Genomic DNA, 25,676 nt, shown 5'->3' with positions numbered 1-25,676 from the left:
TATGGCTACAAGCACAATCATTTACAAAGGAAACTTACGCACAAAATCAACTCACTCCGATTCTGGTACAGAAATTTTAACTGACGCACCCAAAGACAATCACGGAAATGGAGAGGCTTTTTCACCAACCGATATGGTTGCTAATTCGCTGGCTACTTGTATGTTTACTATCATGGGAATCAAAGCGATAGATTTAGGTGTAGCTATCGAAAATTCTACAGCAGAAGTAACCAAAGTGATGTACAACGAACCACGAAGAATTGGCGAAATCATTATTTCGTTTGCAATGAAAGGAAAAGCAGACAAAAAACAACAAACCATTTTGGAACGAGCTGCAATGACTTGTCCTGTGATTTTTAGCTTACATCCCAATATCGAAAAGAAAATTTCGTTTGTTTGGGAGTGATAAGGTTTAAACGACAAAAGAAATATATTTTTCTTCACCATTTAGAATTTAATTTTTTGAGACACTCAACCTTATGAAATATTTAACTTCTGAGAAGTTAAAAAGCTGTGTGCGATTTATTTAAACACATAGATTTTCTAAACGCAACAGCCACCGTTATCTTCTTAAACGAAATGTCTCTGTTTCTTGGTTGTAAAAAAAATAATTCGTGTAATTTTCTACACATAGTTTGAGCAAACCCTTGGGGTATAACAAAACAACAACATATCATATGAATCAATTGTTTAGAAAAAAGAAAGTAGAAGATATTTTAGCTGAATTGGAAGACAACCAAAACAGTCAAAACTCTTTAGGAAAATATCTCACCCAAAAAGATTTGATTTTTTTTGGAATAGCCGCTATTGTAGGTGCCGGAATTTTTAGTACAATTGGTCAAGCAAGTTATGACGGTGGACCAGCCGTCATTTTTTTATTTATTTTCACTGCGATTGCCTGCGGATTTTCGGCGTTGGCGTATGCCGAATTTGCATCTATGGCTCCCGTTTCGGGTAGTGCCTATACTTATAGCTATATTGCATTTGGCGAACTCATCTCATGGATTATCGGTTGGGCGTTGATTATGGAATACGCAATTGGAAATGTTACTTTAGCTATTTCGTGGAGCGATTATTTTACCAGCCTTTTACAAACGATGAATATCCACATACCACTGTGGTTGCAAATGGATTTTCTCACTGCGAAAGAAGGTTTTGAAGAAGCCCAGGTTTTACTGCAAACTCAGCCCTTGGAAACACTCCCCAACCATCTACAACAAACCTTTAATGCCTATCAATCGGCTCCGACTATTTTTGGAATTCCGTTTGTGGCAGATGCACCTGCTTTGTTGATTATCCTCTTGATTACTTATTTGGTTTATAGAGGGGTACGAGAGTCAAAAAACTTTGCCAATGCTATGGTTTGGATAAAATTGGCGGTGATACTTTTGGTTTTGATCGTTGGTGCGTTTTATGTAGATGTGGACAATTGGTCGCCTTTTGCACCTAATGGAATTTCTGGAGTTTTGAAAGGCGTTTCGGCGGTATTCTTTGCGTATATTGGTTTTGATGCCATTTCAACCACTGCCGAAGAATGTAAAAATCCACAGAAAGATTTACCTCGTAGTATGATTGCTTCAATTGTGATTTGTACTTTGCTTTACATCGCTATTGCTTTGATTTTGACAGGGATGGTACACCACAGCGAACTCAATGTTGGTGATCCATTGGCGTATGTTTTCGAAAAACTCAATCTAAAATGGTTGGCAGGAATCATCGCTGTAAGTGCCGTCGTAGCCATGGCAAGTGTGTTGTTGGTTTTTCAAATGGGACAACCACGCATTTGGATGACGATGAGTAGAGATGGTTTGTTGCCTCCAAAATTTTCAAAAGTACATCCAAAATACAAAACCCCTTCATATGCAACCATTGTAACAGGATTTGTCGTTGCCATTCCTGCATTGTTTGTGAACCTGAAAATGGTAACAGACCTTTGTAGCATAGGAACTTTATTTGCTTTTTCGTTGGTTTGTGCAGGAATATTGGTATTACAAGGAAGAAATGTACCTAAGGGAAAATTTAAAATTCCATACATCAATGGGAAATATATTTTACCTTTGATTGCGATTTCCACTTTGAGTTTGGCATATTATTTCAATACCGAACAAATACAATCTTTTTTCTTCCTAAGTGAAACTAATGATTGGAACAACGAACGCATACCTTTATATATATTCGGAATTTCATTAATAGGATTAAATATTTGGAGTTTTCAGAAAAATTTATCCTTAATTCCGATGTTGGGATTGATTTGCTGTTTGTACCTTATGGCAGAATTGACCTTATGGAATTGGATTTACTTTAGTTTTTGGTTGCTCATTGGGTTGATTATTTACTTTGGATATTCAAGACATCATAGTAAATTGAGGAAATAATAATAGGCTGTCGATTAGGACAGCCTATTTTGTTTTATTTATTTCAAATCCAAAGGTATCACACAGATTGGTATCGGATTCATTTTATGTTGATTGATGTGATGTAAACGAGAAAAAATTTCAAAAACCTCTCGTTCTCTACCAGAAAAATCATCAGCCTTTGCTCCATTTTCATAAGCAATCATAGCTTTTTCGAGTTCGTCATAAGAGGCACCCAATTGGTCTTCGTCTGTACGGTCATCACCAAACAAACCATCTGTAGGAGCTGCCTGTTGTATAGATACTGGAACGTCCAAATAAGCTGCCAATTTTCTCACATCAGACTTCATTAAATCTGCAATCGGACTAATATCCACTCCTCCGTCTCCGTATTTGGTAAAAAATCCCACACCAAAATCTTCCACTTTATTTCCAGTACCAGCTACCAACAATCGATTGATACCACCAAGGTAATACAAAGTTGTCATTCTCAATCTCGCTCGAGTATTTGCTAATGTCAATTGCAACAAAGCATCATTATCCGAAGTAGGAACCACCGATTTCATTTTTTCAAAAGTTTCCGTTAAATCTACCTCTACCCTTTCCACATTTGAAAAGTTGTTTTGCAGAAAGTCGATATGTTCTTTGGCTCGATTGACCTGAGAAATCGCCTGATGAATAGGCATTTCCACACACAAAACTTTCAATCCTGTGTAAGCACAAAGAGTAGAGACCACCGCAGAATCAATTCCGCCAGAAATCCCTACAACAAAACCTTCAACTTTTGCATTGGTTACATAATCTTTTAACCAAGAAACAATATGATTTTTTATTTTTTCCATTAAATATTTATTTTTCAAAAAACGTTTAACCTAATTTGATTTTTCAATCGTTTAAATTATATTTATTTTATCCCTATCTTTGCAATAAAAGTAATTCTTTTTATAGAAACAATGACAACATTAAAAAAATATTTTTTCATTCCATTAGCTATTTCGTTGATTGCGTGTAACAAACAATCAAAAGACGAAAAACAAATTGCCGAAATGAATTATCCAGTATCGTGGCATCGTTTTGACCAAGAATTTTCTACCAATAAAAACATCTTAGATTTGAGAAAAAAATATCCTTTTTTACTTTCACCTCAAGTTTCTGATGATGAATGGATTGCTAAACAAAACGACACTCTTTTTCAACAATTATATCAAGAAGTTCAAACCCAATTTTCGGATATTTCTACTACTAAAAATCAAGTAAATGAGGTTTTGAAACGCATTCATTATTATTTCCCAAATCATCAACCGAAAAAAGTTATTTCGTTGATTTCTGAGGTAAATGTTGAAAACAGAACCATTTATACCGATAGTTTGGTGTTGCTTTCTTTGGATACTTACTTAGGGAAAAATCACAAATTTTATGTGGACTTTGACACTTATACTTTGCAAGAATTTGAAAAAGAACGCATTCCTGTGGATTTGGCTTTGGAATTTGCCTCTCAAGTGGTTCCCTATACAGACGACCGCACTTTTTTGGGACAAATGATTTACTTTGGAAAATTGATGGCAGTGGCTGAAAAACTCACGCCTTTTGCCAGTGAAGAATTGCAAATCAATTATACCAAAGAACAATTGCAATGGGCAAAGGAAAACGAAGAAAATATTTGGAAATTTTTTGTTGAAAGCAAATTTTTATACAACACCGACCCAAAATTGTTTTTGCGTTTTATACAAAAAGCTCCCTTTTCAAAATTTTATTTGGAATTTGATCAAGAATCACCAGGGAGTATTGGCGTTTTTATCGGTTGGCAAATCGTAAAATCATACATAAATAATAATAAAGATGTATCTTTGCAAAATCTTTTGATAAAAGATACCAAAGAATTATTTGACAACGCAAAATACAAACCTCAACGCAAATGAGTAAACAAACCGAAATAAAAGTCAATGTTTCTCTTGACGAAAACAATATACCCGAAGATATTCGCTGGACTGCCAAAGACGGTGGTGTAGAAAACGAACGAGCAAAAGCTATGTTGCTTTCGCTTTGGGATGGAAAAGCACAGGAAACTTTACGCATAGATTTGTGGACTAAAGAAATGCCTGTAGATGAAATGAAACAGTTTTTTCATCAAACATTGGTAGCTATGACAGATACATTTGAACGAGCTACAGACGATAAAAAAATGAGCGATACCATGAGAGATTTCTGTGCTTATTTTGCAGAAAAATTGGAATTGCACAAATAAAACAATCACATGAACAATCACGAAAAAATAGGTGTTATCGGAGCTGGATTGGTGGGTACTCTACTCGCAATTCACTTGAGAAAATTGGGCTACGAAACCGTACTTTACGACCGCTCTGACGATATCAGAACCATCAATTTCAAAGGAAAATCTATCAATCTTGCCATTTCTACTCGTGGGTGGAAAGCATTGGAAACCGTAGGATTGGTCGATGAAATCAAAGAAATCACTTTGCCTATGTACAAAAGAGCGATTCACCATATTTCTGGAGAAATTCAATACCAAAATTACGGAGTAAACAACGAGGCAATTTATTCTGTTTCGCGTGGCGAATTGAACAAAAAAATGGTGCAACTTGCCGAAGATGTGGGTACTGAGTTTAGATTCAACCACAAAGTATGGGATATTTCACTCGATGACGCTACAATTTTTGTAGGGGATACAGACGAAAAATCTTCGTGGACAGCTCACAAACACGATATTATCTTTGGTACAGACGGAGCCTTTTCGAGAGTTCGCCAACGCATGCAAAGACAAAATAGATTCAACTATTCGCAGTTTTTCTTGCACTTGGGATACAAAGAATTGGAAATCGCTGCTAACGAAGACGGTAGGCACAAACTCGACCCAAAATCTTTTCACATTTGGCCAAGAAGAGAATTTATGTTGATTGCGTTGCCAAATATCGATGGTTCGTTTACTTGTACTTTATTTATGCCTTTCGAGGGAAAACATTCGTTTGAAACCATCAATACAGAGGAAAAAGTTATCGAATTTTTCAAAGAATTGTTCCCAGATGCTGTGCCTTTGATGCCCAATCTCTTAAAAGATTATATGCAAAATCCTACGAGTTCGTTAGTAACCACTCAATGCGACCCATGGATTTACAAAGACAAAATAGCCCTATTGGGAGATGCTGCACATGCCATTGTACCTTTTTATGGTCAGGGTATGAATGCAGGATTTGAAGACATTACCGAATTGTACAAACAAATCACAGAAAACGACGATTGGACTACGATTTTGAAAAATTACCAAGCCAATCGTAAACCCAATGCTGATGCCATAGCCGAACTTTCTTTTAGAAATTTTAAAGAAATGGGAAGCGATACTGCCGATAAAAACTTTTTGTTGCAAAAGAAAATAGAAACCAAGTTTACCAAAAAGTATCCAGAAAAATGGTTGCCTTTATATGATAGAGTTTCTTTTTCGTTGCAACCCTACAGCGAAGTATTGAAAATTGCAGATTGGCAAGGGGAAGTGATGAAAGAAGTGATGAGTCATCCAGAAATTGAAACGATTTGGGAAACCGATGAAATTTACGAGCTGATTTTGGAGGCGATGAAGAATAAAAAAGTTAAATAAATAGGTAAAAATCAAAAAATCTTAATTTTTTTTTAAAAGATTCATTGTTATTCAAATATCAATTATTATATTGCACCAAATTTATTACATACTTATAAAGATGAATATAAATAATCTAAAGACATTACAATTTGCAGCAGTGGTTGCTGCATCGATTGCCCTTACAAACTGTGGAAACAGTGCAGTAACTTCACAAGCAACAGGGTGGAAAATAAATGATAGCAAAGGAGGATTTCAATATGGAAATTCTTTCGACGGTGTAAAAGCACCAGTAGGAATGGTAGAAATTGAAGGTGGTACATTTACAATGGGTCGCATTCAAGAGGATGTGTTAGGCGATTGGAACAACCAACCTACACAACAATATGTAAACTCTTTCTTTATGGATGAAACAGAGGTTACTAACTTGATGTACAATGAGTATTTGTCATGGATTAAAGCTGTATATCCACCTTCAGAAAGCAGATACCGCAATATCTATAACGCAGCTTTGCCTGATACATTAGTATGGAGAAATCACTTGAGTTTTACAGAAACATTGACAAATGCATACTTGAGACACCCTGCGTATGCAAACTATCCTGTAGTAGGAGTATCTTGGGTACAAGCTAATGATTTTTCAAAATGGAGAACTGACCGTGTAAACGAATTGGCTTTAGAAAAAGCAGGATATTTGAAAAAAGGAGCTAAAGTAAATGATGCCTATGGTTCAAATTCTTTTTCAACAGATGCATATTTATCTGCTCCCTCTCAATCTTACGGAGGAAATGACAGCATCGTTTTCAGAGGTAAAAATAACAAAGCTACAGGACAAAGTGGAGTATATTTGAAACAAGAAAGCGGATTGTTTACAGCAGAATTCAGACTTCCAACTGAGGCTGAATGGGAATACGCTGCATCTGTTTCAAGATCTCAAAGAGAATACAACAACGTACAAGGAAGAAATAAATATCCTTGGGGTTCTAACGAATTGCGTACAAATTCAAGAAGAACTAAAGGAGATTATTTAGCAAACTTCAAACAAAACAGAGGTGATTACGGTGGAATCGCTGGATGGACTTCAGACAAAGGTGAAATGACTACAGCTGTAAAAACATTCCCTGCAAACGACTGGGGATTGTATGATATGGCTGGAAACGTTGCAGAATGGGTAGCAGACGTTTATAGACCAGCAGTTGCTGATGACGTAAACGATATCAACTACTTTAGAGGTAACGTATATTCTAAAAAAGCAATTGATGCAAATGGAAATGTGGTAATCGTAGATGAGTCAAACATTAAATACGATACATTGCCAAATGGTAGATTGCGTCCTAAAGCATTGCCTGGTCAAGTGGCTAAAACAAGCGTAGAAGAAAAAGACTTGTACTTGAGAAGAAATATCAATGATAAAAACTCAATCAATTATAAAGATGGAGATAATTTAGCAGGTGTAACAAGAAACTCTCAAATGTACAACGCTCCATTAAATGTAGTTGATTTTGACGGACAAGGAAACCCTATCTATCAATACGACAATAACAATAGAACTACTTTGATCAACAATCACTCAAGAGTTTATAAAGGAGGGTCTTGGAAAGATAGAGCTTATTGGTTAGATCCAGCTACAAGAAGATATCTTGACCAAAACACTGCAACTGATTTCATTGGATTTAGAAATGCCATGACAAAAATCGGTACAACTAAAGCTAACAGAAAAAAAGCTAGAGGTTAATATAAATCAAAAAGCTACTCAAGAGAGAGTAGCTTTTTTTTATGTAACTCCAATTCGTTACAAACTATGACAGACAATACTACATTTTTCTCAATAATAATACCATTATTTAATAAAGAACCCTACATTTTTAAAACTTTAAAAAGTGTTTGTAACCAAACATTTACAAATTTTGAAATAATAGTTATAGATGACGGTTCTACAGATAAAAGTCCAGATGTTGTAAAACAGTTCAACGATAATAGAATCATCTATCACAAAATAGAAAATCAAGGAGTATCTATTGCACGAAATACAGGTATGCAATTAGCTAAAAGTCCGTATTTTGCATTTATAGATGCCGATGATTTTTGGAAACCAAATCATTTACAAACCTTATTTGATTTGATAGAAAAATTTCCAAATGCGGGTATGTATTGCAGTCGATATCAGACCTATATTACCGACAGCAAATTCAGAAAAAACAAACTGATAGACATCGATGATGACTACGAAGGCTATGTAAAAGACTTTTTCAAAAGTAGTTGGATTGATAGAGTTGCTCACACATCTAGTGTATGTATCAAACATAAAGTATATGAAGAAATAGGTGGATTTGACAAAACTTTGACAAACGGAGAAGATTTGGACTTTTGGATTCGAATTGGAATTAAATACCCAGTTGCTATTAGTAACAAAATCACATCATCATATTACAATACTTTAGAAACAAAAAGTATTTCTCAAATGCCATTTATCAAAAAAACAAGACCTAATTTGAATAAATATCTAGAATTTGAAAATAACAATCCAAGCTTTTAAAAAATTTCTTGATATCTATAGAATTGAATATGCAGTAAATTATCGAGTGGTAGGAGAAATTAAAAAATCAAAAGAATATTTAGAATTTGTAGATAATAAAAACATCAGTATTCAATCAAAGATTTTATTATACACTCCACCTTTTATTTTGAAAAAAATGCTTAAATTGAGAAAAAAATTAAAAAAATTAGGAATAGACTTTACAATTTATCATTGATATGAAATTAGACCACATTGGTATTGCAGTAAAAAAATTAGAAATTTCTGATAAATTATTTTCTAAACTATTGAATAGAGTACCTTTTAAAACTGAAACCATCGTGAGCGAAAGTGTAAAAACAAGTTTTTATCATACAGGTGAAAGTAAAATTGAATTGCTCGAACCTACAAACGAAGATTCTCCTATTGCTAAATTTTTGAATAAAAAAGGAGAAGGAATCCACCATATCGCTTTTGAAGTTGATGACATTGAAAAGGAAATCAATCGATTGGAGAAAGAAGGTTTTTCTTTTGTTGGAGAAAAAATCAGAATTGGAAACAATCAAAAGCGTATAGCTTTTCTACATCCAAAACAATCAAACGGAGTATTGATTGAACTTTGTGAAAAAAAATAATATTTTTTCAAGAATATTTTTGCAAATACCAAAAAACATTCGTAATATTGCAACGTGAAATTTGAATCACGACAGGTCCTATAGCTCAGCTGGTTAGAGCACTTGACTCATAATCAAGGGGTCCCTGGTTCGAGCCCAGGTGGGACCACAAAAAAAACATCAACAATTGTTGATGTTTTTTTTATTCACAGTAAATTATATTATCAGGTGTCACAACTATTCCCATAGGTACATCTGTCTCTTCCATCAAAATCTCACCATCTATAGGCTCAAAGAATGACAATCCTATTAATAATGCTTCAGCAGTAGTTTGTTTCAAAAACCTATCATAAAATCCTTTTCCATACCCTACTCTATTTCCTTTTTTATCATATCCTAATAAAGGAACGAATACGACATCAATCTTTTTACTTGGTACCAACTGACCTGAAATTGGCTCTAAAATCCCCCAATCACTTTCTTTCAACTTGGTCTCTTCGTTTAGCAAATAATGTTTCATTTCTCCTTTATCGATATCAGTACGAGAAACGACTATTGATTTTTCCTTTGCCATCAACAATGTCAATATACTTTCGGTTTCAATTTCCATCAATCGTTCGATAGTCAAAAAAACGTGGTAATATTCTTTATCCCAAATATTCAATTTCAACAATTGATTGGCAATAGCAATACTTTTTTCTGTAATTTCATCAGCAGTCAATTGCTTTCTTTTGTCCTTAAATAATTGTCTAACCTGATTTTTATTCATCAAAATATTATTTTTTAAATATTTTTCCGTTGAAAAGTATCATTAAAATCACACCAATATTAATAGCCACATCGGCCACATTGAAAATAGCATTGAAAAAAGTAAATGGTTTACCACCCCAAAAAGGTAACCAATTAGGCAAATCCCCATGCCAAATTGGAAAATACAACATATCAACAACTTTTCCATAAAACCAAGTTCCATAAGGATTTTCGGCAAACATAGTCGCCACTTGTCCATAACTATGATCAAAAATAACTCCGTAAAAAATAGAATCTAAAATATTTCCAACTGCTCCTGCAATGATAAACGAAAGAGCTAATGGCAAAGCAAAATGTGCTTTTTCTTTGATAGATTTGTTTAACCAGTAAAATATTACGGCTACTGTAAGAATTCTAAAAGTAGTCAAAATCAATTTACCATAATTACCCGGAATTTCCATTCCCCAAGCCATACCATCATTTTCAATAAATTGAATTTTAAACCATTCCAATCCAAATACATTTACAAACTCATGCAGCTGGAAATTGGTTTTAATATATATTTTTGACCATTGATCAATCAATAATACAATAAAAATAACTATAAACGACTTTTTTAAATTCATGTTTTCCTAATTTAAGTTGCCAAAAATACTAAAATTTTATTTATTTTTACTCCTTTATTTTTAAGCGTAAACAAAACAAATAATTAACAACATGAATTTCTTTAAAAATGTATTGTCAACCATCGTTGGTTTGATTCTTTTTACTTTTATCGGTTTTTTCCTCATCATCCTCTTTTTTGGGATTGCGAGTATGTCATCAAGTAGCGGCTCTACTAAACCTGTTGCCAATAATAGTGTGCTAAAATTAGACCTTTCCAACATAGATAAAGATTATGGTGGCTCTGTTTATATAGAAGATTTTGACTATAAAGAAAAAAATAAATATGATTTTTATAATGTACTCAATGCGATCGACTACGCAAAAGATGATTCTAAAATCAAGGGGATTTCAATCGAAAATAATAGTACATCGATTGGAATAGCTCAAAGACAGGCGTTGAGAGAAAAATTGGAAGAGTTTAAAAAAACAGGAAAATTTGTCTTGGCTTACGCCAATCATTATTCGCAAGCAGAGTATTATCTAAATTCTGTTGCGGATACTATTTTTATCAATCCAATGGGAGGAGTTGACTTTAAAGGACTGTCAACAGAATTGTTGTATATGAAAAATTTGCAAAACTATACCGGAATAGAAATGCAAGTAATCAGACATGGAAAATACAAATCTGCTGTCGAACCTTTTCTACAGCAAGAAATGAGCCCTGAAAACAAATTACAAAACACAGAATTGTTGTATTCTATTTGGAATGAACTAGTTGCTGACATTTCTTCTTCAAGAAAAATTTCGATTGAAACACTAAATGAAATTGCCGACAATCAGAATGCAAGAACAGCTCAATTGGCATTAGAACACAAAATGGTAGACAAAATAGCCTATTTAGACGAATATAAAAGTTCGTTGAAAAACGCGTTAAACATTTCAGATTCAAAAGATTTGAAAGAAATTGATATTGAGGATTATGTTTATAATGTAAAAAACAATTCTTCGAAAGAAAATAATCAAATTGCGGTAATTTTTGCTCAAGGAGATATCAGAGGAGGCGAAGGAAGTTCTGATTATATTGGTGAAATTTCTATCAATCGCTCTTTGGAAAAAGCAAGAAAAAATGACGAAATTAAAGCCGTTGTTTTGAGAATTGATTCACCGGGTGGTAGTGCTTTGACCTCAGAATTGATTTGGAGAGAAATCGAATTGACTAAAAAAGTAAAACCAGTAATTGTTTCTATGGGTAATACTGCCGCATCAGGTGGGTACTACATCGCTTGTAACGCAGATTATATTTTTGCTGAGCCTACAACTATCACAGGTTCGATTGGTGTGTATGGAATGATTCCTAATGCTGAAAAATTAGGAGATAAAATAGGTATTACTTCTCATCAAATCGGAACACATATAAACTCTGTTGGTATGTCATTATTTACACCTCTTTCGGAAAATGAAAAGAAATATTTGACAGAAAATATCGAATTTATATACGACACTTTCTTGGAAAGAGTGGCTAAAGGGAGAAATATGACTACCGAAGAGGTACACGAAGTTGCCCAAGGAAGAGTCTGGACAGGAACTATGGCTTTGCAACACAAATTGGTTGACAAATTAGGTAGTCTTGACGAAGCAATCCAATTTGCAGCAAATAAAGTGGGTGTAGAAAATTATAAAGTTACTACACACCCAACCTACAAAATAAAATTTGCAGATTTTTTGAATTCATATTTTAGACTTTCTACTCAAAATAGTATCAAAGAATCATTGATAAATGAAATTGGATTAGAAAACTATAAAATGTTGGAGCAAATCAACTATATAAAAAAAACTGATCAAATTCAAGCAATTTTACCTTACAAATTTGAGATATAAGAATATACTATGATAAACGAAGAAGATTTAATCAAAGAGAGTTTTGTACAAAAAAGTTGGAACGAAATAAAAAGCAACGACTCGTGGGCGATTTTTAAAATCATGAGCGAATTTGTCAATGGGTACGAAAAAATGGGTCGAATTGGCCCGTGTGTTTCGATTTTTGGATCAGCGAGAGTTCAACCAGACAATCCCTATTACAAACTCACAGAGGAAATTGCTTTCAAAATTTCAAAAGCAGGTTATGGAATTATTTCTGGTGGAGGTCCAGGGATTATGGAAGCTGCAAATAAAGGAGCTCATATTGGGCAAGGAGCATCTGTAGGATTGAATATTGATTTGCCTTTTGAGAAAAATCACAATCCGTATATAGACAGAGATAAAAATTTACAATTTGACTATTTCTTTGTGCGAAAAGTAATGTTTGTAAAATATTCGCAAGGTTTTGTTGTGATGCCTGGCGGATTTGGAACGCTCGACGAATTATTTGAAGCAATCACACTGATTCAGACCAAAAAGATTGGAAAATTTCCTATTATTTTGGTAGGAAGTAGCTTTTGGAGCGGATTGATTGATTGGATAAAAACCACATTGAGAGATGAATATACTATGATTTCGCCCGAAGATATGAATTTGATAAAAATCGTAGATTCAGCTGATGAAGTTGTAGAAATCATTGATACATTTTACAAAAAATACAATTTGAGTCCGAATTTTTAAAAAAAAATCCTTGCTGTTGGTAAATTATTCAACAGCAAGGAAATATCTGATACTTCTACCACTTCCATTCATTTGCAAAACACCTTTAGCTACCATATCTTGCAAATCACGAGTTGCCGTAGCTTTTGAAGTTTTGGTGATAGACATATATTTTTTGGCAGACATACCACCTTCAAAATTTCGCCAACCCAAATCAAACATTTTCAATACCACTTTCAATTGTCGTTCGTTAAGATTTAGAGCGTGTTTGTCCAAAAACGACGATTTATTCAACACCAATTGAATGGTGCTTTTAGCATGATTTTGTGCCGAGAGAAACAATTCTACAAAAAACACTATCCATTCGGTAATTTCCAAAGTTTTCGATGCCTTTTTCAAATGAGTGTAATAGGCTTTTTTGTTGTTTTCAATTGCTGTTGAAATACTGATAAACAATGGATTTTGAAAACATTCAAACATACATTTCTCAATAATAGCTCTACCAATTCTACCGTTTCCATCTTCAAATGGGTGAATACTTTCAAAATACAAATGGGCAATGGATGTTTTTATCAAAATTTGTTTTACATCTTTTGGTGAAGTTTTAAAATTTTGATACCAATTGATAAAATTTTTCATTTCAATCGGCACTTGATGAGATGGCGGAGCGATAAAATGAACCGTTTCATTTCCCCATTTACCAGATACAATCTGCATTTGTTCATCACTTGTTCTATATTCACCAGCTTGTACATACGATGAATTTTCCATTAAGATAAAATGCCATTTTTTTACCAAATCTTCCGACAAAGGTTCGGCGAAATTTTTACGGACATCTAAGGTCAATTTCGCAATATTTTGAGCTTTTTTATCCTTGATTATAAGTTGATTTTCAGAAAATCCCATGTGTTTTTTTAATGAAGAAAAAATATCTTCACGACTGAAAAATTCTCCTTCAATTTCAGAAGTTTTTTGAGCCTCGGAAATCATAATATTCATTAAAGTCTCTTGCTGAATATCAAAAGGAAGATTGGATGAAAGCCCGTTGATTTCCCCTAAATTCAATAAAATATCTGTCAAATATGGGTCGATAACACTTTCATTATACGAAAAATTTCCCCAATCTTTAAACTGCCAATTATACATTCGTGAGCCAATTAAAATGATTAATCGGCTCAAAAATACGAAAATTTTGATCCGATTACGCAAAATAATCGGCTCAAGTTGCAAAAATATTAGTGGTATCACTTTTCTATTTCAGAGATTTTTATATTTTTGTGGCATTAGTAACTAAAGATTCGGAATTGATTGATTTGATTTTCGAGGATTTTTTTTTGATTTATCAAAAAAACAAAATCTGAAGTAATCTGCTTTAAACCGTAGGTTTAATCGTTTTTAAGTACAGTATTCTTAAAAATCATTTCAGAAAAAGTCTGTGAAATCAGCACGAGAAAAAATAACAAAATGACAACACTTTTTAAAAACATCAAAGAACTCATTCAAGTTAGAGAACATACTACCGAAATATTAAAAGGTAATCAAATGAAAGAATTGCCTACGATAAAAAATGCTTTTTTATTGATTAAAGACGATATAATAATAGATTATGGTAGTATGGAAAATTGCCCAACTGATTACGACCAATGCGTAGATATTACAGGTAAAATGATACTTCCTACTTGGATTGATAGCCATACACATATTGTATATGCAGGGAACCGCGAACAGGAATTTGTGGACAGAATCAACGGTTTATCTTACGAGGAAATCTACAACCGTGGTGGTGGAATTTTAAATTCTGTTGCCAAATTACGCACTACTTCTGAAGAAGAATTGTACCGTGATGCTTCGGCTCGATTAGAAGAGTTGATAATTCAAGGGACAGGAGTTATCGAAATCAAATCGGGCTATGGATTGGATTTGGAAAGTGAAATGAAAATGATGCGTGTGATTGCTCAACTAAAGAAAAATTATTCAGTAGCAGTAAAAGCTACATTTTTGGGTGCTCACGCCCTGCCTGTTGAATACAAAAACAACCAAGCAGGTTTTGTAGATTATATCTGCAACGAAATGATTCCTGTAGTTGCCAAAGAAGGTTTGGCTGAATACTTTGATGCGTTTTTGGAAACCGGATATTTTACGGTAGAAGAAACCGAAAAACTCATCATTGCTGCACATAATCACGGCTTGAAAAGTAAAATTCACTTGAACCAATTCACAGCTATTGGCGGTATTGAAATGTGTGTAAAGCACAATGTCCTATCAGTTGATCATTTAGAAGTGGTAACAGACGAAGATATTCAAGCTTTGCAAAAAGGAAACACCATTCCTGTAGCATTGCCTACTTGTTCGTATTTTATTTCAATACCTTACACACCAGCTCGTAAATTGTTAGATGCCAATTTGCCTTTGGTTTTGGCTTCGGACTACAACCCAGGTACTACACCAAGTGGTAATATGAATTTTGTAGTAGCCACTGCTTGTATAAAAATGAAAATGACGCCAGAGGAAGCCATTAATGCAGCAACCTACAATGCCGCTTTTGCCTTGGAATTGGAAAAAGAATACGGCAGTATCACTAGAGGAAAAAAAGCTTCGTTTATCATTACCAAACCATTGCACTCGTTTTATGCAATTCCATACAATTTTGGAAGCAATCCAATAGAACAAGTGTATTTGAATGGGGTGTCAATTTGAAAATTTGGAGATTTGAAAATTTTTCATTTCGACGAAAGGAGAAATCATTTATGATTTGAAAATTATATTATCACTAACTACTAAAAAATGGAAAATTTCATATATTTCAACGATAATCACCTTGAATCGATTGTATCAAAACGCGAGGGTGAAACCAAATTTGGTGAAAAAGTAAAACTAAAACCCACCGAACAATCGTTAGAGGCTTTTTTGAAAGAAACCTCTGCACTGTTTGTGGTATATGCCATCAAAGAAAGTATCGGAGTAGCGGCAAATTTGGGTCGCACTGGTACGGAAACCGCTTTTGATGTTGCCATAAAAAATTTACTCAACATACAGCACAACGTACTTTGCAAAGGTTCGTGGGTGAGTATATTGGGGACATTTGATTTTTCAGAATTACAACAACAAGCCGAAAACGACAACATCGACAAATTGCGAAAAAAAGTGAGCTTAATCGACAAGCAGATTACCTTTCTCAATACACAAATCATCAAAGCAGGAAAAATTCCCATCATCATTGGAGGTGGACACAACAATGCTTACGGACATATCAAAGGTTTGTCTTTGGCAAAAAATCAATCAGTAAACGCTGTCAATTTCGATGCTCACACAGATTTTAGAGCCTTGGAAGGCAGACACAGTGGTAATGGATTTTCTTATGCGTTTGAAGAGGGATTTTTAGACCGCTATTTCATCTTTGGTTTACACGAAAATTATACATCAAAAAATATTTTCAAAACACTAAAAGAAAACAGCGACCGTTTGCAATATGTTTCGTACGAAGCGATGGAAATACGAAGTGAAAAGAAGTTCAACGAACAACTTTTATTAGCAAAACAATTTATCAAAAATAAACCGTTTGGTATTGAGTTAGACTTAGATGCAATCGAGAGCGTTGCCAGTAGTGCAGTAACCCCTTCAGGTTATCACAGCAAACAAGCACGACAATTTGTACACACCATGGGTGGCCACGACAAGGCGAGTTATTTGCACCTTTGCGAAGGAGCTCCAAGTCTAGATAGCACTCAGCCAAGTACAGTAGGTAAACTCATCGCTTATTTGATAACGGATTTTATAAAAGCAAGAAAATAATAAAAAAAAACGCCCAAATGGGCGTTTTTGTTTTATACTTTCTGTACTTTTTGAGACATTTCTAAAGAAATTGCAGCTTTTTCCATTTTTAGTTTTCCTGCCATAGTTTCTAAAATTACAGTTTCATCAGCTCCGATTTCTGAAATGCGACCGTGAATACCTGCCTTTGTAATTACCTTATCCCCTACTTTTAATGAAGATTCAAATTCTTTTTCTTTTTTTATTCTCTTTTGTTGTGGGCGAATCATCAAAAAATACATCACACCAAATATCAAAAGAATCGGTAAAAATTGTTGAATGTTTTCCATTTTTATCTATTTATTATTCTGTTACATTTGCTTTTACTGTCAGCTGTGTCATAGAGTTTGATGCATTTGACACCACACTAACCGTTTTACTTTGAACACCAGCTGCCGTAGCCGAAAACTCTACTTTCATAGATGCAGACTCCCCTGGTTTGATAGGTTCTGTTGGTTTTTCTGGAACCGTACATCCACAACTCGCACTTGCATTAATGATTACCAAATCACTTTTTCCTGTATTGCTAATTTTAAATTCATGCGTTGCTTTGTCTCCTTTTTTCAAATCTCCAAAATCGTGAGTATCCGTATCGTACTCAATTATAGGTAAATCTTCTGATGAAACAGTAGCATTTTCATCTACTGTAATTTCATTTACTTTTTTAGATGCATCTTCTGTTTTTTTACAAGCAGTAAACGATGCCAAAGCCAAAACTAAAATTACTATTTTTTTCATTTATTTTTTATTTTATTCCATTAAACCTCTTCCTATTTTTTGAAAAGCATTTTGTTCTCTCAACTCATTGGCTGTAGAATCCAAAATACCATTGATAAAGATACTACTCTTTGGTGTAGAATATTCTTTAGCAATCTCTAAATATTCGTTAATTGTTACTTTTACAGGTATAGACGGAAATTTTGTAATTTCACACATCGCCATAGTCATTAAAATATGATCCATTTCTGCAACGCGGTCGATATCCCAGTTATTGGTTTTGGTAAAATACAAGGCTTTCAACTCTGGATAATTCAAAATTGTCTTTTTAAACAATTGTCTTCCAAAATCTTTGTCTTCATCATCTTTAAACACTTTGGCAACTTTGAAATAATCTTTGTCGTGTTTCAAAATAGCCAATTGTTTTACGATGGCAGTGTTTACAATAGGAATGTCATCGATCCAAGTTAACTTACTATCTTCCAAAAACTCATAAATTTTCTCGTCAGGAGCAATGATTTCTTTGTATAAATTGATAATAAAATCCTGATCTTCAGAAAAATCATTTTTATTATTTCGCATATAATGTTTGTACAAATCCGAATTTTTGATTTGTTTTCTCAAATACGTAATATAGTTTTCGTGAATTTTAAATGCATCAATTCCGTTTTCTTCAATATTATTATTCAAAGAATCAGAGTTTACAAGTATTTGTAAAACAGCGTTATTGACAAATTTTTTATTTGGATTTTTTTCTTCAGGAGTAGCCAAATGCTTTTGAGAAGATACTTCCAAGTATTCCAATTCTTTCTTTTGAATTTCTATCAATGCAGAAAGCATCAAGAGATACAATTTTTTAGTATTTTCCATACTTTGTACCAAGAATTTTTCTTGTACATCGATGGCGTCAGTGTTTAATTTTTTAATCGCGTAAAGATTTTGCATGACCTTTACTCTGATGTGTCTTCTGTTTAGCATAGGACTAAGAACTTAATGTAGTGTGAATAATATTTAAATATAAAAAAACAAACGATAACCCATTTGGATTATCGTTTGCAAATATATGAAAAAAACAAATGAAGCAATAATTATTTTTGCTCGTTTTTCTTTCTTTCGATACGCTCTTCAGCCATTGCCATAGCTGCTTGATGCGTAGTAATGTTATGTTCTTTAGCTCTATTTAAAATATCCAAAGTAGTGTTGTAGATATTTTCAGTGCGTCTCAATGCCTCTTGAGCGTCGTATTTTGCAATTTCTCCAAATACATTGATGATACCACCTGCGTTGATCAAGAAATCTGGAGCGTAAACAATTCCCTTTTCTTGCAACATTTTTCCGTGGATTTGCTCTTGAGCCAACTGGTTGTTTGCAGCACCTGCGATTACTTTTGCTTTCAATTTTTGGATAGTTTCTGTATTTACAGTAGCACCCAAAGCACAAGGAGCGTATATGTCCATTTCTTCAGCATACAAATCGTTTCCTTCGTAGATTTTTGTATTGTATTTTTTAGCGATTTCTTCTACTCTTTCTCTTGTAATATCTGTAATTGTGATGTCTGCACCTGCTTCTGACAAGTGTTTTACCAAAGTTTCACCTACATTTCCTACTCCTTGAACAAAGATTTTCTTTCCTGCCAAATCATCTGTACCAAATTGGAATTTTGCAGCCGCTTTCAAACCTACAAATACACCATAAGCCGTTACAGGTGATGGATTTCCAGAACCTCCAAGGCTTTCAGAAATACCCGTTACATGCGGAGTGATGGTATGGATCAAATCCATATCTGGTGTAGTAGTACCTACATCCTCAGCAGTGATATATCTTCCGCTCAAAGAGTGTACATAGTGAGCAAATGCTTTGATTAATTCTGGCGTTTTATCTTTTTTAGAATCTCCGATGATTACCGCTTTACCACCTCCTAAATCCAAACCAGAAATAGCAGATTTATAGGTCATACCTCTTGACAAACGCAAAACATCGTTCAATGCTTCCCATTCTGAAGTATAATTCCACATACGCGTTCCGCCCAATGCTGGACCTAATACTGTGTTATGAATACCAATGATTGCTTTTAATCCTGAGTCTTTACAATGGCAAAATACGATTTGCTCATGTCCGTCGAAAGAAATTTGTCCAAAAACTGGATCTACTTTTTTCAATTCTTCTGGAGAATAACTATTTACTGTCATATTTTTATTTTAATAAAAAAGTTTATTTTAATTTGATTTCAAAATTAGTGAAAATATTTATTTTAACGAAATAATTTATCCGTTTTTATTATCTTTTTATTTAATACTTTTTTATCTTTACATTCGTTATAAAAAATGTCAATTGTGCATTCAAACCAAACATTTATTAAAAGTTTTTTAAAAAATCAACCTATCGAAGATTTTGTAGAGTTACCTGCCAGTGGGTCGGAACGAAGAAATTTTATTTTTAAGGCAAATGGTCAAAAATATGTTTTGACTGAAAATGAAAATGTATCTGAAAATGAAAGTTTTTTCTATTTTTCAGATGTTTTTTCAAATTTAAAACTCAATACACCAAAAATTTTTAAAATTTCGGAGGATAAAAAAAGTTATATTCAAGAATATTTAGGGGAAAAAACGCTTTCTCAATTAATCAGCGAAAAAGATTCTAATGTTGAATATTTAGTTGAAAAAACTCTATTTAAACTCATTGATTTACAGTCTAAAACTCAAGGCAAAATTGATTTTTCACGCACATTTGAATACCGAGCTTACAATCACATTCCTATTTTGCACGATTTGTTTTATTTCAAATTTATGTTTGTAGATGTATTGGAAATCAGTTACAACAAACAAAAATTGATTGAAGAATTTCACGAAATTGTTCAACTCATCGAAAATATTTCTCCCAAAGGATTGATGTTGAGAGATTTTCAATCGAGAAACATTATGGTCAATAATGAAGAGGTGTATTTTATCGATTATCAAAGTGCCATGCAAGGTCCATTGATGTACGATGTCATTTCGTTTTTGAATCAGGCAAAAGCCAATTTTTCGGAAGTATTTAAAGCAAAAATGTTGGAATCTTACATTCAATTGCACCAAGATATAAATGTTCAAAAACAATTGCGTGATTCTATTTTACCCTTGCGATTGATGCGAAATTTACAAGTGCTAGGAGCCTATGGTTTTCGGGGATTGATTCAGAGAAAAGAACATTTTATACAAAGTATTCCGCAAGGAATAGAAAATTTACAACAAACCATTCAAGAATGGAAGGAAATGGAAAGGTTTACGGAGTTGAAAACGATTATTGAAAAGTTGAAATAAAATAAAGAGTATGTTACAAATAGACATTCACAGTTTTTCGTACAAAAAAAAAGGGTATCCAGCAGATGCAACAGGTAACGGCGGTGGCTTTTGTTTTGATTGCCGTGGAATTTTAAACCCAGGTAGATTTAAAGAATACAAGTCTTTGACTGGCAAAGATCAAGCGGTTATTGACTTTTTGGAAACACAAACCAAAATTGCAAAATTTCTTGAAGGTGTTTTGCAAGTTGTAACTATTACCATTGACGATTACATCTCAAGAGGATTTGAAAATCTACAAATCAATTTTGGGTGTACAGGCGGACAACATCGCTCGGTGTATTCGGCTGAAACCATTGCTAAAATTTTGCGTAAAAAATACCCAAATATTACGGTAAATGTTACTCACGACGAACAACCGCAGTTGAATTGATATGAAAGCATTTATATTCGCAGCAGGAAAAGGTACACGACTAAAACCTTTTACATATTCACATCCAAAGGCGTTGGCTCAAGTCAATGGAAAAACTCTTTTGGAGCGAAATATCCATTATTTAAAATCTTTTGGAATCAAGGATTTTATTATAAACATTCACCATTTTGGTGAGCAAATCATCGATTTTTTAACCGAAAATCAAAATTTTGGTGTAAATATTCAAGTTTCTGATGAAAGAGCAGAATTGTTAGAAACCGGTGGTGCGTTGCTTTATGCGTTACACATGTTCGAAAACGACGAACATCTTTTGATAATAAATGCCGATATTTTGACAAATTTAAATATTATGGAATTGATTGACGCACATATAAAAAATGATCATTATGCAACGATGGCTATTTCTGATAGGGATAGTTCGCGTAAGTTGTTGTTTGATGAAAATTTCCAATTAAACGGATGGAAAAATCTTTCAACAGGAGAAATAATTTTAGGAAATAAATCAGAAAATTTGTCGGAATATGCGTTTAGTGGTATTCATTGTATTCGTACAGAATTTATAAAAAACTTTACTCATAAAGGAAAATTTTCAATCATCGAGGAATATTTAAACCAAATGAAAAGTAAAAATATTCACGGTTTTCTCCACAAAGCACAATTGATTGACGTAGGAAAACCAGAAAATATTAAAGTAGCAGAAACATTTTTCATATAATAAAAAGGCCCATCATTACGATGGGCTTTTTCTATTACTTTTTATCTTTTCCTTCTGGTTTTGGAGGACGAGGTAATAAAGCTTTTCTCGAAACTTTTGGTTTCTTTGTTTTAGGGTCTAATCCCATATATTTTACTTCCAATTCGTCTCCTTCTTTCAATACATCCGAAGGATTTTCGATACGTTTCCAATCAAATTCAGATACATGCAACAACGAATCTTTTCCTGGTACAAATTCTACTACTGCACCAAATTCCAACATACGCGTTACTTTTACTTTGTAAACTTCGCCTTCTACTGGAGTAAATGTTTGTGCTTGGATAGCAGCAATTGCTTTGTCCATACCGTCTTGGTTTGTACCCAAGATTTCGATGTTTCCAAAATCTCCTTCTTCTGTGATAACAATCGTAGTTTCAGTATCTTGCTGTAATGCTTGAATATTCTTTCCAGCCGGTCCGATAACTGCTCCGATGAAATCTTTAGGAATTTGAATTTTAATGATTTTAGGTGCGTGAGCTTTTACAGTTGCCTTAGGAGTATCGATTGTTTCAGTGATTTTTCCTAAAATGTGCATACGACCTTCGTGAGCTTGTTTCAACGCTTGCTCCATAATTTCGTAAGCCAATCCTTCGATTTTGATGTCCATCTGACAAGCCGTAATACCATCTTTTGTACCTGTAACTTTAAAATCCATGTCTCCCAAGTGGTCTTCGTCTCCCAAAATGTCAGACAATACCGCCCATCTACCAGTTTTTGCATCAGAAATCAATCCCATGGCAATACCAGAAACTGGTTTTTCGATTTGGATACCTGCATCCATCAATGCCAAAGTACCTGCACATACTGTTGCCATAGAAGACGAACCGTTTGATTCTAATACTTCTGATACCAAACGAATTGTATATGGACAATTTGCTGGAATCATATTTTTCAATGCTCTTTGGCGAAGTTTCCATGTCCTACTTCTCTTCTCGAAGTTCCTCTCAAAGGTTTTGCTTCACCTGTAGAGAATGGAGGGAAGTTGTAGTGCAAGTAAAATCTTTCCTCACCTTGTTCGCTTGGCAGGTCGATAACATTTGCCTCTCTCGAAGTTCCCAAAGTTACTGTAGCCAATGCTTGAGTTTCCCCTCTTGTAAAGATAGACGAACCGTGAGTTGATGGCAAATAATCGATTTCGCTCCAAATAGGACGGATTTCTGTCGTTTTTCTACCATCCAAACGCAATCCTTGGTCGAGAATCAAATTTCTTACGGCTTCTTTTTGAGTTTTTGAAATGTATTTGTCAATCAAAACCGTCAATTCGTCGGTCAATTCTTCTTCTAAATATTGAGCTAAAAATTCTTCTTTGATTAGTGCAAATTTCTCACTTCGTTCGCTTTTTGCACTAGCTTCTGAAGCGATTGCATACATTTTATCATAAGCAAATGCGTGAACTTTAGATTTCAATTCGTCATCGTTTTCCTCTGGCTCGTAAGTTCTGTACTCAAGGTTTAATTGAGCTCTCAAACGCTCTTGAGCTTCGATTTGTTCGATGATGGCATTATGAGCAAATTTGATAGCGTCCACCATTTCTTTTTCAGAGATTTCTTTCATCTCTCCCTCTACCATACAAACCGAATCTTTAGAAGCACCAATCATCATATCGATGTCAGACTCTTCCAATTGAGCTTTTGTAGGGTTGATAATCAACTCACCGTTTACACGACCTACTCGAACTTCAGAAATCAAGTTGTAGAAAGGAATATCCGAAACAGCCAATGCAGCAGATGCTGCCAATCCTGCCAAAGCATCAGGCATTACATTTTCGTCATGAGACATCAATTGAATCATGATTTGAGTTTCGGCGTGATAATCATCTGGAAATAAAGGACGCAAACAACGATCTACCAAACGCATGGTCAATACCTCTTGGTCGCTTGGTCTTGCTTCTCTTTTGAAGAATCCACCTGGGAATCTACCAGCGGCAGCAAATTTTTCACGATAATCTACCGTCAAAGGTAAAAAATCCACCCCTGGATTTGCAGTTTTTGCAGATACAGCAGTTGCCAATAGCATACAATCTCCCATACGTACTACTACTGATCCGTCGGCTTGTTTAGCCAATTTTCCTGTTTCGATTAGGATACTTCTTCCGTCTCCTAATGAAATTGTTTCTTGGGTTACTTTTGGAATCATTTTTTTGTGTTTTTAAATGAATAATGAAAGTGTGTGTTGTTGTTGTTTTGTAGTAAACCCAATAAAAAACTTTTCAGTCCTTATCTTAAAAAAAATAATATGTTTCACGCTGATTTGAATAGATATATTTATATATCAATACCTAATTTTGATTTCCGCCGATTTTTTTTATATATCAAAAAAAAATCTGCTTTAAACCGATGGTTTAATCGATATTTAGTTGATTTTTTAACGACTACAAAAAATCTGTGTAATCTGCGAGAGATAACAAAATTTTATCTTTTTGAAAATTTTCAGGACAAAAAAAGAGGTGTCCAAAAAGAATTGGACAGCCTCTTTGTGTTGTAAAATTGATTATTTTCTAATATTCAATTCTTTGATCAATTCACGATATTTGTTAATATCTTTTTTCTTTAAGTAATCTAAAAGTCTTCTTCTTTTACCTACCAACAATACCAATGAACGCTCTGTGTTGTAATCGTGACGATTTTTTTTCAAGTGCTCAGTAAGGTGAGAGATTCTAAAAGTGAATAATGCGATTTGTCCTTCTGTAGAACCTGTGTTTTTTGCATCTCCACCGTGTTTTGCGAAGATTTCTTCTTTGATTTCTTTAGTTAAATACATGCCAATATTGTTTAAAATGATTATTATGTAATGTTTGAATTGAAAAATTCGAGTGCAAAGATACACATATTTTCTTATGAAACAATTTATTGTTTGAATATTATACTGATTTTTTTCGCATACGCATATTCAAAAACTCTACAGCCAATGAAAACGCAATAGCAAAATACAAATATCCTTTCGGTACTGCCCCTATTTCTTGATCAAACAACAAGGCGTGAGATAAATGCATCGCCTCTGTAGTGAGCATAAATCCGATCAAAATCAAGAAAGACAATGCTAAAATCTGGATCGATGGATTGCGATTGACAAATTTTCCTACAGGTACAGCAAACATCAACATTACTCCTACTGATACAATTACTCCTGCAACCATGATAAACAACTCTGGTCTTTGTCCCAACAACTCTGCTTCTGCTGGATACAATCCGTTGGTCATCCCAACTGCGGTAAGAATACTGTCCACAGAAAAAATCAAATCAATCATCAATATTTGAGTAATAACTGATGAAAAGGAAATGGATTTTTTCACTACTTGTTCCTTGTTAATTTCCCCATGTTCAATGTGATTTACTTTTTCGTGTATTTCCTTAGTAGATTTATATATCAAGAAAATTCCTCCTCCTAATAAAATCAATGCTTGACCGTTAATTTGTGCTTGAAACCATCCCCAATCAATGCTAAACAAAGCAGCTTTCATTTTAGTAAGCCATGTAATGGCAAACAACAAAGCTATGCGTAAAAACATAGCCAAAAACAACCCTATTTGAGTAGCTTTTTTTCGTTTTTCTTCGGGTAATTTTCCTGTAACAATAGAGATAAAAATCACATTGTCAATACCTAATACAATTTCTAAAAATGTCAAGGTCAAAAATGCAATAATTGCATCGGTGCTAAATAATAGTTCCATTTTTTAGTA

At 33.9% G+C, this 25,676-nt stretch carries 26 protein-coding genes, 1 tRNA gene and 1 pseudogene; 17 read left to right on the top strand and 11 right to left on the bottom strand.

Annotated features, from left to right (window positions below; genetic code table 11):
* Window position 1 precedes the first annotated feature (1 nt).
* Both AB4865_RS06545 and AB4865_RS06540 read left to right on the top strand, forming a co-directional pair.
* A complete protein-coding gene (locus AB4865_RS06545; RefSeq protein ID WP_372472481.1) occupies window positions 2–406 on the top strand; it encodes an OsmC family protein in 405 nt (134 codons plus the stop codon).
* A 271-nt stretch (window positions 407–677) separates the two neighbouring features.
* Window positions 678–2,375, top strand: coding sequence for an APC family permease (locus AB4865_RS06540; protein WP_372472480.1), 1,698 nt, complete (start codon window positions 678–680; stop codon window positions 2,373–2,375).
* 38 nt (window positions 2,376–2,413) lie between these two features.
* On the opposite strand, the gene nadE is transcribed toward AB4865_RS06540, so the two are convergent.
* Window positions 2,414–3,196: an NAD(+) synthase gene (gene nadE / locus AB4865_RS06535; protein ID WP_372472479.1), complete on the bottom strand. Its 783-nt coding sequence runs from the start codon at window positions 3,194–3,196 to the stop codon at window positions 2,414–2,416.
* A gap of 111 nt (window positions 3,197–3,307) precedes the next feature.
* Here nadE and AB4865_RS06530 point away from each other — a divergent pair, with 111 nt between their 5' ends.
* The 8 genes from AB4865_RS06530 to AB4865_RS06495 all read left to right on the top strand — a co-directional run bounded on the left by AB4865_RS06530 (window position 3,308) and on the right by AB4865_RS06495 (window position 9,241).
* On the top strand, window positions 3,308–4,273 hold the full coding sequence (locus AB4865_RS06530) for a gliding motility lipoprotein GldB (protein WP_372472478.1): 966 nt from the start codon (window positions 3,308–3,310) through the stop codon (window positions 4,271–4,273).
* Window positions 4,270–4,599, top strand: coding sequence for a gliding motility protein GldC (gene gldC / locus AB4865_RS06525; protein WP_372472477.1), 330 nt, complete (start codon window positions 4,270–4,272; stop codon window positions 4,597–4,599). The genes AB4865_RS06530 and gldC overlap by 4 nt, the downstream gene beginning before the upstream one ends.
* 9 nt (window positions 4,600–4,608) lie before the next feature.
* Window positions 4,609–5,964, top strand: coding sequence for an FAD-dependent oxidoreductase (locus AB4865_RS06520; protein WP_372472476.1), 1,356 nt, complete (start codon window positions 4,609–4,611; stop codon window positions 5,962–5,964).
* Between the two features lie 100 nt (window positions 5,965–6,064).
* On the top strand, window positions 6,065–7,678 hold the full coding sequence (gldJ, locus tag AB4865_RS06515; protein WP_372472475.1) for a gliding motility lipoprotein GldJ: 1,614 nt from the start codon (window positions 6,065–6,067) through the stop codon (window positions 7,676–7,678).
* A gap of 66 nt (window positions 7,679–7,744) precedes the next feature.
* A complete protein-coding gene (locus tag AB4865_RS06510; protein ID WP_372472474.1) occupies window positions 7,745–8,479 on the top strand; it encodes a glycosyltransferase family 2 protein in 735 nt (244 codons plus the stop codon).
* A complete protein-coding gene (locus AB4865_RS06505) occupies window positions 8,454–8,696 on the top strand; it encodes a hypothetical protein (protein ID WP_372472473.1) in 243 nt (80 codons plus the stop codon). The genes AB4865_RS06510 and AB4865_RS06505 overlap by 26 nt, the downstream gene beginning before the upstream one ends.
* Window position 8,697: 1 nt before the next feature.
* Complete coding sequence (gene mce, locus AB4865_RS06500; RefSeq protein WP_372472472.1) at window positions 8,698–9,093, top strand: methylmalonyl-CoA epimerase; 396 nt, start codon at window positions 8,698–8,700, stop codon at window positions 9,091–9,093.
* Between the two features lie 74 nt (window positions 9,094–9,167).
* A tRNA-Ile gene (locus tag AB4865_RS06495) sits at window positions 9,168–9,241 on the top strand.
* A 33-nt stretch (window positions 9,242–9,274) separates the two neighbouring features.
* On the opposite strand, the gene AB4865_RS06490 is transcribed toward AB4865_RS06495, so the two are convergent.
* Window positions 9,275–9,841 carry a 5-formyltetrahydrofolate cyclo-ligase gene (locus AB4865_RS06490; protein ID WP_372472471.1) on the bottom strand — a complete coding sequence of 189 codons (567 nt, stop codon included), beginning with the start codon at window positions 9,839–9,841 and terminating at the stop codon, window positions 9,275–9,277.
* A gap of 7 nt (window positions 9,842–9,848) precedes the next feature.
* On the bottom strand, window positions 9,849–10,448 hold the full coding sequence (locus AB4865_RS06485; protein WP_372472470.1) for a lipoprotein signal peptidase: 600 nt from the start codon (window positions 10,446–10,448) through the stop codon (window positions 9,849–9,851).
* A gap of 91 nt (window positions 10,449–10,539) precedes the next feature.
* On the opposite strand from AB4865_RS06485, the gene sppA reads away from it, so the two are divergent.
* Both sppA and AB4865_RS06475 read left to right on the top strand, forming a co-directional pair.
* Window positions 10,540–12,306 carry a signal peptide peptidase SppA gene (gene sppA / locus AB4865_RS06480; RefSeq protein ID WP_372472469.1) on the top strand — a complete coding sequence of 589 codons (1,767 nt, stop codon included), beginning with the start codon at window positions 10,540–10,542 and terminating at the stop codon, window positions 12,304–12,306.
* 9 nt (window positions 12,307–12,315) lie between these two features.
* Window positions 12,316–13,026 (top strand): TIGR00730 family Rossman fold protein, encoded by a 711-nt coding sequence (locus AB4865_RS06475; protein WP_372472468.1) that lies wholly within the window; start codon window positions 12,316–12,318, stop codon window positions 13,024–13,026.
* A gap of 24 nt (window positions 13,027–13,050) precedes the next feature.
* Here the strand turns inward: AB4865_RS06475 and AB4865_RS06470 are convergent, their stop codons facing one another.
* Entirely contained in the window at window positions 13,051–14,184 is a 1,134-nt protein-coding gene (locus AB4865_RS06470) for a Fic family protein (RefSeq protein WP_372472467.1), read from the bottom strand.
* Between the two features lie 285 nt (window positions 14,185–14,469).
* Here AB4865_RS06470 and hutI point away from each other — a divergent pair, with 285 nt between their 5' ends.
* Both hutI and AB4865_RS06460 read left to right on the top strand, forming a co-directional pair.
* Window positions 14,470–15,702, top strand: coding sequence for an imidazolonepropionase (gene hutI, locus AB4865_RS06465; protein ID WP_372472466.1), 1,233 nt, complete (start codon window positions 14,470–14,472; stop codon window positions 15,700–15,702).
* A gap of 87 nt (window positions 15,703–15,789) precedes the next feature.
* Window positions 15,790–16,797 (top strand): arginase family protein, encoded by a 1,008-nt coding sequence (locus AB4865_RS06460; RefSeq protein ID WP_372472465.1) that lies wholly within the window; start codon window positions 15,790–15,792, stop codon window positions 16,795–16,797.
* Window positions 16,798–16,829: 32 nt separating this feature from the next.
* Here the strand turns inward: AB4865_RS06460 and yajC are convergent, their stop codons facing one another.
* The 4 genes from yajC to AB4865_RS06440 all read right to left on the bottom strand — a co-directional run bounded on the left by yajC (window position 16,830) and on the right by AB4865_RS06440 (window position 19,721).
* On the bottom strand, window positions 16,830–17,105 hold the full coding sequence (gene yajC / locus AB4865_RS06455) for a preprotein translocase subunit YajC (RefSeq protein ID WP_372472464.1): 276 nt from the start codon (window positions 17,103–17,105) through the stop codon (window positions 16,830–16,832).
* Window positions 17,106–17,118: 13 nt separating this feature from the next.
* Window positions 17,119–17,553, bottom strand: a complete 435-nt coding sequence (locus tag AB4865_RS06450) for a DUF1573 domain-containing protein (RefSeq protein ID WP_372472463.1) — start codon at window positions 17,551–17,553, stop codon at window positions 17,119–17,121.
* Window positions 17,554–17,565: 12 nt separating this feature from the next.
* On the bottom strand, window positions 17,566–18,477 hold the full coding sequence (gene nusB, locus AB4865_RS06445) for a transcription antitermination factor NusB (protein ID WP_372472462.1): 912 nt from the start codon (window positions 18,475–18,477) through the stop codon (window positions 17,566–17,568).
* 143 nt (window positions 18,478–18,620) lie between these two features.
* On the bottom strand, window positions 18,621–19,721 hold the full coding sequence (locus AB4865_RS06440) for a Glu/Leu/Phe/Val dehydrogenase dimerization domain-containing protein (RefSeq protein ID WP_372472461.1): 1,101 nt from the start codon (window positions 19,719–19,721) through the stop codon (window positions 18,621–18,623).
* 135 nt (window positions 19,722–19,856) lie between these two features.
* Here AB4865_RS06440 and AB4865_RS06435 point away from each other — a divergent pair, with 135 nt between their 5' ends.
* Genes AB4865_RS06435 through AB4865_RS06425 form a run of 3 tightly spaced genes read left to right on the top strand, consistent with a single transcriptional unit; the run spans window position 19,857 to window position 21,958 of the window.
* Window positions 19,857–20,831 carry an aminoglycoside phosphotransferase family protein gene (locus AB4865_RS06435; RefSeq protein ID WP_372472460.1) on the top strand — a complete coding sequence of 325 codons (975 nt, stop codon included), beginning with the start codon at window positions 19,857–19,859 and terminating at the stop codon, window positions 20,829–20,831.
* Between the two features lie 10 nt (window positions 20,832–20,841).
* A complete protein-coding gene (locus tag AB4865_RS06430) occupies window positions 20,842–21,243 on the top strand; it encodes an ATP-binding protein (RefSeq protein ID WP_372472459.1) in 402 nt (133 codons plus the stop codon).
* 1 nt (window position 21,244) lies between these two features.
* Window positions 21,245–21,958 (top strand): NDP-sugar synthase, encoded by a 714-nt coding sequence (locus AB4865_RS06425; RefSeq protein ID WP_372472458.1) that lies wholly within the window; start codon window positions 21,245–21,247, stop codon window positions 21,956–21,958.
* Between the two features lie 34 nt (window positions 21,959–21,992).
* Here AB4865_RS06425 and AB4865_RS06420 read toward each other — a convergent pair.
* The 3 genes and pseudogenes from AB4865_RS06420 to AB4865_RS06410 all read right to left on the bottom strand — a co-directional run bounded on the left by AB4865_RS06420 (window position 21,993) and on the right by AB4865_RS06410 (window position 25,667).
* Window positions 21,993–24,133 (bottom strand): annotated as a pseudogene (locus AB4865_RS06420) (polyribonucleotide nucleotidyltransferase).
* Between the two features lie 354 nt (window positions 24,134–24,487).
* Window positions 24,488–24,757, bottom strand: a complete 270-nt coding sequence (gene rpsO, locus AB4865_RS06415) for a 30S ribosomal protein S15 (RefSeq protein ID WP_372472457.1) — start codon at window positions 24,755–24,757, stop codon at window positions 24,488–24,490.
* A 100-nt stretch (window positions 24,758–24,857) separates the two neighbouring features.
* Complete coding sequence (locus tag AB4865_RS06410; protein ID WP_372472456.1) at window positions 24,858–25,667, bottom strand: TerC family protein; 810 nt, start codon at window positions 25,665–25,667, stop codon at window positions 24,858–24,860.
* Window positions 25,668–25,676 lie beyond the last annotated feature (9 nt).

The sequence above is a fragment of the Capnocytophaga sp. ARDL2 genome, from assembly GCF_041530365.1.
GTDB lineage: Bacteria > Bacteroidota > Bacteroidia > Flavobacteriales > Flavobacteriaceae > Flavobacterium.
Note: the sequence above shows the minus strand (reverse complement) of the source record. Positions and strands in the feature narration are given on the sequence as shown.